Raw genomic sequence first — 9,238 nt, 5'->3', positions numbered from 1 at the left:
TCCGTACCGAAGACGAAAATCCGCCTCGCTGATTCGGAGCGCATCATCATGGGAACGCCCAATGACAAGCTCGTCGAAGCACTACGCGCCTCCGTCAAGGAGGCCCAGCTGCTCCGCCGGCAGAACAACGCCCTGGTCGCCGCCGCGAACGAGCCGATCGCGATCGTCGGAATGGGCTGCCGCTACCCGGGCGGGGTCACCGGCCCCGACCAGTTCTGGGACCTGATGGCGGCCGGCACCGACGCGATCAGCGGGTTCCCGGCCGACCGCGGGTGGGACGCCTTCGAGCAGCAGTTCGGCCGCGGGCAGACCTACCGGCGGCAGGGCGGTTTCGTCTACGACGCCACCGAGTTCGACGCCGGGTTCTTCGGGATCAGCCCGCGCGAGGCCCTGGCCATGGACCCGCAGCAGCGGCTCCTGCTGGAAACCTCGTGGGAGGCGGTCGAGCGGGCCGGCATCGACCCGCGTTCGCTGCACGGCTCGGCCACCGGTGTCTTCGTCGGCGCCAACACGTCCGGCTACAGCAACGCGCTGCCCGCGGACGACGAAAGCATCGACGGGTACCGCCTGATCGGCACGGTCTCGGCGGTCGCGTCCGGCCGGATCTCGTACTGCCTGGGCCTGATCGGACCGGCGGTCACCGTGGACACGGCCTGCTCGTCCTCCCTGGTGGCGCTGCATCAGGCGGCCCAGGCGCTGCGGGCGGGCGAATGCTCGATGGCTCTCGCCGGCGGCGTCGCGGTGATGGTCTCGCCGGGCGCGTTCATGGAGTTCGGCAAGCAGGGCGGCATGGCCTCCAGCGGACGGTGCAAGGCCTTCTCCGACGAGGCCGACGGCATCGGCTGGGGCGAGGGCGCGGGCATGGTGCTGCTCGAGCGCCTGTCCGACGCCCAGCGCAACGGCCACCGCGTGCTGGCGGTCATCCGCGGCAGCGCCATGAACCAGGACGGCGCCTCCAACGGCCTGGCCGCCCCCAACGGCCCGTCGCAGCGCCGCGTCATCCGCTCGGCCCTGGCCAACGCCAAGCTCACCGCGGCCGACGTCGACGTGGTCGAGGCCCACGGCACCGGCACCACCCTGGGCGACCCGATCGAGGCGCAGGCGCTGCTTGCCACCTACGGCCAGGAGCGCACCGAGGACCAGCCGCTGTGGCTCGGCTCGGTCAAGTCGAACATCGGCCACACCCAGTGCGCCGCCGGTGTCGCCGGTGTCATCAAGATGGTCCTAGCCCTCCAGCATGAGTCCCTTCCCAAGACCCTGTACGCCGACGAGCCGTCCTCGCAGGTCGACTGGGAGACCGGCCACGTCCGCCTGCTGCAGGAGCCGGTCGCCTGGCCCGCCACCACCGGCCGTCCCCGCCGCGGCGGCGTCTCCGCGTTCGGCGTCAGCGGCACCAACGTCCACATCATCGTCGAGGAGCCCCCAGCCACCGCCCCCGCCGACCCGACACCGGTGACACGGCCGGCTCCGGTGTGGCTGGTATCCGGACACAGCGCTACTGCCCTCGCCGGCCAGGCCGGACGGCTGCGCGAGCACGTCCTGGCCCACCCCACGCTTGACCCCGGTGACATCGCCTGGTCCCTCGCAACCACCCGCGCCGCCCTCGAACATCGCGCCGTCGTTCTGACCGCCGACCCGGCCGGACTCGCCGCCGTCGCCACGGGACAACCCGCCCCCGGCGTAGTCACCGGTGTCATCGCCCCCAACGGCCCGCGCAAGACGGTCTTCGTCTTCCCGGGCCAGGGCAGCCAGTGGATCGGCATGGGCCGCGAGCTGGCCGGCAGCCACCCGGTGTTCCGGGCGCGCCTGCGGGAGTGCGCCGAGGCCCTTTCCCCGTACGTGGACTGGCAGCTCGACGACGTCCTGGCCGGCCGCCACGGCTTCGAGTCCGCCGACGTCGTACAGCCCGCCCTCTGGGCCGTCATGGTCTCGCTCGCGTCCGTATGGGAAGCCGCCGGGGTCAAGCCGGACGCGGTGGTCGGCCACTCCCAGGGCGAGATCGCCGCCGCGGCCGTAGCCGGAATCCTGTCGCTCGACGACGCCGCCAAGGTCATCGCCCTGCGCAGCAAGACCCTGCGCGCCCTGGCCGGTCGCGGCGGCATGCTGTCGATCGCCGAACCCGCCGAAACCGTGCGAGCCCGCCTCGCTGCCACCGCCGCGACCACCGACGCGGCCGCGACCGACGCGGCCGCCCACGCCGACGCAGCGCGAGCGCGCTCAGCCCCGTACGGGAAGCTCTCGATCGCCGCCATCAACGGCCCGAACGCCACCGTGGTCTCCGGTGACATGGACGCCCTTCAGAAGCTGGCCGACTCGCTCGGCCCAGACGTCCGGCACCGCATGATCCCCGTCGACTACGCCTCGCACAGCGCCCACGTCGACGAGCTCCGCGACGAGATCCTGACCGTCCTGACCGGCATCAACCCCACCGCGGCCACCATCCCGATGGTCTCCGCGCTCACGGGGGAGTGGCTGTCGGGCCCCGAAATGACACCGGAGTACTGGTTCGCGAGCCTCCGCGAGACCGTCGAGTTCGACCGCGCCATCCAGATCCTCGGCCGCGCCGGTCACGGAGTCTTCGTCGAGGTCTCCCCGCATCCCGTACTCACCCCTGCCGTCGGCGAGAGCCTGGAAGCCCAGTCCCCGGTGGTGGTGGGCACTCTGCGGCGCGACGACGGCGGCCGGGACCGTCTGCTGGCCTCGCTGGCTCAGGGTTGGGTGCACGGCTTAGGGGTCGACTGGCCTGCTGTGCTGGGCGAAGGTTCGGCTGTGGAGCTGCCCACCTACGCCTTCCAACGGCGCCGCTACTGGCCGGAGACCCCGGCCGGTCGGCGGCTGCTGTCGGCTGACGACTGGCGCTACCGCATCACCTGGCAGCACACCCCCGGCGGCACGGCCGGCCTGTCCGGCACCTGGCTGCTGATCGGCGACGCCCCCGACGCCCCCGCGATCACCGCCGCGCTGACCGCCCGGGGCGCCACGGTGGCCCGTACGTCGCTGGACCGCCTGGACGAGGCCATCGCCTTCGCCGACCTCCGCGGCGTCGTGTCGCTGCTCGCCCTGGACGAGACGCCCGACGCCGAGTTCCCGTGGGTGCCGCGCGGCAGCGCCGACACCCTCGACCTGACCCAGGCCCTCGGCCGCCTCGGCATCAGCGCCCCGCTGTGGGTGCTGACCCGCGGCGCCGTGCAAGTCACCGGTGACGAGGTGACGACGAGCCCCCGCCAGACCCAGCTCTGGGGTTTCGGCCGCGCCGTCGGCCTCGAGCACCCGGACCGCTGGGGCGGCCTGATCGACCTTCCGCCGGCCGTCGGCGCCGAGACGGGCGCCCGGCTGGCCGCCGTGCTGGCCGACGGCCGCGAGGACCAGGTCGCCGTACGCGACACCGGTGTCTTCCTGCGCCGCCTCGTGCACGCCGAGGCCCGTCAGGCCGAGCCCGCGCCGTGGAGCCCGCGCGGCACAGTGCTGCTGACCGGCGGCACGGGCTCGATCGGCGTCTGCGTCGGACCCTGGCTCGCCGAGCATGACACCGGGCGCGTGGTGCTGACTTCGCGTTCGGGTCCGTCCGCTGCGGGCGTCGCCGGCCTGTCCGCCACGGTCGCCGGAGCCGGCACGGGCGTCGACGTCCTATGTTGCGACCTGGGCGTTCGTGACCAGGTCACCGGCATGGTCGACTGGATCGAGGGCTCCGGCCCCGGCCTGTCCACGGTGCTGCACTCGGCCAACACACCGTTCCTGGCCCGCGTCGAGGCGACCACCCACGAGGGTCTGGCCGCCGCGCTGGGCGCGAAGGCCGCCGGCGCCACCTACCTGGACGAGGCGACGGCCGGGCTGAGCCTGGACGAGTTCGTCATGTTCTCGTCGATCTCGGCCACCTGGGGCAGCAACGACCACGCCGCGTACGCGGCCGGGAACTCCTTCTTGGACGGTCTGGCCGAGGATCGCCGCGCGCGGGGTCTGCCCGGCACGTCGATCGCGTGGGGCGTGTGGAATACCCGCGACTGGCAAGCGGTCGACGCGTTCATGGACCAGGCCCCCGGCCGGGTCACCCCCAACCGCCTGCTGCGCCAGGGCATGAACTTCCTCGACACCGAGAAGGCCCTGACCGCGCTGGGCGAGATCCTGGCCGACGACGAGACCTTCATCGCGTTGGCCGACGTCGAGTGGGACAAGTTCGCGCCCGTCTTCTGCGCCTCCCGCCCGCGCCCGCTGCTCGACACGATTCCCGAGGCCCTGGAGGAGATCGCTCCGGCGCCGAAGCGGAACGAGGAGGAGCGAGGCGAGTTCGCCTCCCGGCTCGCGACGATGTCGGCCGCCGAGCGTCGCCGCACGGTCGTCGAGCTGGTCCGCACGCACGCCGCCGCGGTGCTCGGCCACGAGTCGCCCGACGAAATCGTGGCCACCCGGGCCTTCCGCGAGATCGGTTTCGACTCGCTCACCGCCGTCGAGCTGCGCAACCGGCTCAACGCGGCCACCGGAATCCGGCTGCCCGCCACCATCATCTTCGACCACCCCAGCGCCTCCGAGCTGGCCGACGAAATCCTGTCCGAACTGTTCGGCAACGCGCCCGCCGAGGTCATCACCGTCGTGCAGCCGGTCTCGACCGACCCGATCGCCGTCGTGGGCATGGCCTGCCGCTACCCAGGCGGAATCCGCACCCCCGAGGAACTGTGGAAGCTGCTCGTCGACGGCGGCGACGCCATCGGCGGTTTCCCGGCCGACCGCGGCTGGAACACCGACGACCTGTTCGACCCCGACCCGGACGCCGAGGGCTCCACCTACGTCGTCTCCGGAGGCTTCCTGAGCGGAGCGGCCGACTTCGACGCCGGCTTCTTCGGGATCAGCCCGCGCGAGGCCCTGGCCATGGACCCGCAGCAGCGGCTTCTCCTCGAGACCTCGTGGGAGGCGATCGAGCGGTCCGGCATCGACCCGCGTTCGCTGTCCGGCAGTGCCACCGGTGTCTTCGTCGGCGCCGCTTCGTCGGGCTACATCGGCGCCGCCGCGGCCGAGGAGGGCACCCAGGCCCACCTGATCACCGGGAACGCGCTGAGCGTGCTGTCCGGCCGGATCTCGTACGCGCTGGGTCTGACCGGCCCGGCCGTCACCGTGGACACGGCCTGCTCATCCTCGCTGGTCGCCATGCACCAGGCCGTGCAGGCGCTGCGTTCCGGCGAGTGCACGGTCGCGCTGGCCGGCGGTGTCACGGTCATGGCCGACCCCGGCGAGTTCGTCGGCTTCTCCCGGCTGCGGGCGCTCGCCGCCGACGGCCGGTGCAAGGCCTTCGGTGACACCGCGGACGGCATGGGCATGGGCGAGGGCGTCGGCATGCTCGTGCTGATGCCGCTGTCCGAGGCCCAGCGCCGGGGTCACCGCGTTCTCGGCCTGCTGCGCAGCAGCGCGATCAACCAGGACGGCGCCTCCAACGGCCTCACCGCGCCCAACGGGCCCGCGCAGCGCCGGGTCATCCGGGCCGCTCTCGCGAGCGCCCAGCTGACCCCGGCCGACGTCGACGTGGTCGAGGCGCACGGCACCGGCACCGAACTGGGTGACCCGATCGAGGCCGGCGCGCTGCTGGCCACGTACGGGCAGGAACGCCACGACGACCGGCCGCTGTGGCTCGGATCCATCAAGTCGAACATCGGCCACGCCCAGCAGGCCGCCGGTGTCGCCGGTGTCATCAAGATGCTCCTGGCCCTGCAGCACGGCGCGCTGCCCCGGACCCTGTACGCCGAGACGCCGTCCTCGCACGTCGACTGGGACTCCGGCCAGGTCCGCCTGCTGCAGGAACCGGTCGCATGGCCCGCCGGGGACCGCCCCCGCCGCGCCGGCGTCTCGGCCTTCGGCATCAGCGGCACCAACGCCCACGTCATCGTCGAGGAGGCCCCGGCCGCACCCGCGCCCGGCCCGGTCGAGGGCGCCCCGGTGCCGGCCTGGGTCGTCTCGGGTCACAGCGCGCCGGCCCTGGCCGCCCAGGCGGGTCGTCTGCGCGAGCACGTGCTGGCCCGCCCGGAGCTTGACGCCGGTGACATCGCCTGGTCCCTGGCCACCACCCGGGCCGCCCTCGAACACCGCGCCGTGGTGCTCAGCTCCGACGCCGCCGGGCTGGCCGCGGTGGCCACCGCCCAGCCCGCTCCCGGCGTGGTCACCGGCCAGGTCGGTGTCAACGGTGTCGGGCAGACGGTGTTCGTCTTCCCCGGTCAGGGCAGCCAGTGGATCGGCATGGGCCTGTCGCTCGCGTCCCCGGTCTTCCAGGCGCGCCTCAAGGAGTGCGCCGAGGCCCTTTCCCCGTACGTGGACTGGCAGCTCGAGGACGTCCTGGCCGGCCGGCACGGGTTCGAGGCCGCCGACGTGGTGCAGCCCGCTCTCTGGGCCGTCATGGTGTCGCTCGCGGCCGAGTGGGAGGCGGCCGGGGTCAAGCCGGACGCCGTCGTCGGCCACTCGCAGGGCGAGATCGCCGCCGCGGTCGTCGCCGGGATCCTGTCCCTGGACGACGCGGCCCGGGTCATCGCCCTGCGCAGCAAGACTCTCCGTGCCCTGGCCGGCCGGGGCGGCATGCTGTCGATCGCCGAGCCCGCCGACGCCGTACGGGCCCGCCTCACCCCGGGCCTGTCGATCGCCGCCATCAACGGCCCGAACGCCACCGTCGTCTCCGGCGACGCCTACGCGCTGCGGAAGCTGGCCGGCTCGCTCGGCGAGCAGGTCCGCCACCGCACGATCCCGGTCGACTACGCCTCGCACAGTGCCCACGTGGACGAGCTGCGCGACGACATCCTCGCCGCCCTGCACGGGATCCGGCCGGCCAACGCCCGCATCCCGATGATCTCGGCGCTGACCGGGGAGTGGCTGATCGGTCCCGAGATGGACCCGGCCTACTGGTACTCCTCGCTGCGTGAGACCGTCGAATTCGAACGCGCCGTCCGCACCCTCGGCGGCAGCGGCCACGGCGCCTTCATCGAGGTCTCGCCGCACCCGGTCCTGACCGCCGCCATCGGCGACAGCGTCGACGCGGTCGTCGTCGGCACCCTGCGCCGCGACGAGGGCGGCCTCGACCGCCTGCTGACCTCGTTCGCCGAGGCCTATGTCAACGGTGTCGCCGTCGACTGGGCGGCCGTCCTGGGCGGCGGCTCGACCGTCGACCTTCCCACGTACGCCTTCCAGCACCGCTCGTACTGGCCCACGGCGACCGTCGCCACCCCGGCCGGGGACGACGGTTTCTGGGCCACTGTGGAGGACGCCGACCTCGGCGATCTGGCCACGGCCCTGAACGTCGACCGGGACCGGCTGGGCGAGGTGATGCCCGCGCTGGCCGAATACCGCCGCCGCAGCCGGGCCGACTCGGCGGTCGCCGACTGGCGTTACCGCGTCTCCTGGGCCCCCGTACGCGACACCGGCGCCCTGCCGGTGGGCACGTGGCTGCTCGTCGGCGACAGCCCCGACGCCGAGGCGATCGCCGCCGCGCTGACCTCCCGGGGCGCTGAAGTCCTCCGTACGGGCGTGGAGGGTGTCGAAGAGGCCGTCGCCGAGGTGCCCGACCTGAGCGGCGTGATCTCCCTGCCGACCGGCCTGGCCGACACCCTGGCCCTGGTGCAGGAGCTGGGCTGGCTCGACATCTCGGCCCCCCTCTGGGTGCTGACCCGCGGCGCGGTGCGGGCTGCCACCGGTGACATGGTCGACCCCGGCCAGGCCCAGCTGTGGGGTCTGGGCGCGGTGGCCGGACTCGAACTGCCCGGCCGCTGGGGTGGCCTGATCGACTTGCCGCCGGCGCTCGACGACCGTACGGGAGCTCGCCTGGTCTCGATTCTGGCCGGCGGTCAGGAGGACCAGGTCGCGGTGCGCCCGGCGGGCGTGCTGGCGCGGCGGCTCATCCGGGCCGGACGGCCCGTGGCGCGTCAGGTCTGGACCCCGCGCGGCTCGGTGCTGCTCACCGGGGGCACCGGTGGCGTCGGCGCGATCACGGCTCGCTGGGTCGCCGGACGGGGTGCCCCGCGCGTGGTGCTGACCAGCCGTTCCGGTCCCGCCGCGGCCGGTGTGGCCGAGCTGGCGGCGTCGATCGCAAGCTTGGGCACGACCGCCGAGGTGATGGCCTGCGACATCGCGGACCGGGCGTCGGTGGGCAACCTGCTGGAACGGATCGACGACTTGTCCTCGGTCATGCACGCGGCCGGGGTCGGTGACCGCCGGCCGATGACCGAGCTGCGCGCCGACGACCTGACGAACCTGCTCGCCGCCAAGGCCGGCGGCGCCGACGTGCTCGACGAGCTGACCGCCGACCTGGACCTGGACGCCTTCGTGCTGTTCTCGTCGGGGGCGGGCGTCTGGGGCAGCGGCGGCCTGGCCGGTTACGCCGCGGCCAACGCCCACCTCGACGCCCTGTGCGACGACCGCCGCAGCCGCGGCCTCCCGGCGACCTCGATCGCCTGGGGCCTGTGGGCCGGCGTCGGCATGGCCGCGAGCGACGGTGGCGAGCGGCTGCGCGAGTTCGGCATGGAGGGCATCGACGCCGAGCGGGGCATGCTCGCGCTGGGCCAGATCCTCGACGCCGGCGAGGGCGCGATGGTGGTGGCCGGGTTCGACTGGCCGAACTTCGTGCCCACCTACACGCTGCACCGCCCGAGCCGGCTGCTGGCCGACCTGCCCGAGGCCCGCGAGGCCGCGGAACCGGTCGCGGCCCAGCCCGCCGTCGGGGGCGAGTGGACGGCCCGGCTGAGCGGGATGCCGGTTCCCGAGCAGCAGCAGACCCTGACCGACCTCGTACGGGACAACGCCGCGGCCGTGCTGGGCCATGAGTCGGCCGAGGACGTGCTGCCGCAGCGGGCCTTCAAGGACATGGGCTTCGACTCGGCCGGCGCCGTCGAGCTGCGCAACCGGCTCTCCCAGGTGCTCGGGATCCGGCTCGCCTCCACCATGGTCTTCGACTACCCGAACTCGGCCGCGCTGGCCGAGCACCTGCGGGGCGAACTGGTCGGAGCCGACGACACCGGTGACCCGGTGCTGAGCGCGCTCGACCGGCTCTCGGCCGAACTGGAGGCCGTCGACGGCGGCGCCGACTCCCGTCAGGACGTCACCGAACGCATGCAGACGCTGCTCTCGCAATGGCTGCGCCGGAGCACTGCCACCGAACGGCCGACGGTGGCCGGGCAGCTCGACGACGCCTCGGCCGACGAGGTTCTGGACTTCATCAACAAGCAACTGGGGGCGTCGTGATGTTCGCCGGTGCCCCGCCCAAGGCGACGTCGGG

1 pseudogene is annotated in these 9,238 nt (G+C 73.5%); it reads left to right on the top strand.

Annotated features, from left to right (window positions below):
- Positions 1 to 48: 48 nt before the first annotated feature.
- Positions 49 to 9,204, top strand: a pseudogene (locus ACZ3I4_RS46215) (type I polyketide synthase); the annotation flags it as partial.
- Positions 9,205 to 9,238: the final 34 nt, after the last annotated feature.

The sequence above is a fragment of the Actinoplanes sp. NPDC021490 genome (genome assembly GCF_055562135.1).
Note: the sequence above shows the minus strand (reverse complement) of the source record. Positions and strands in the feature narration are given on the sequence as shown.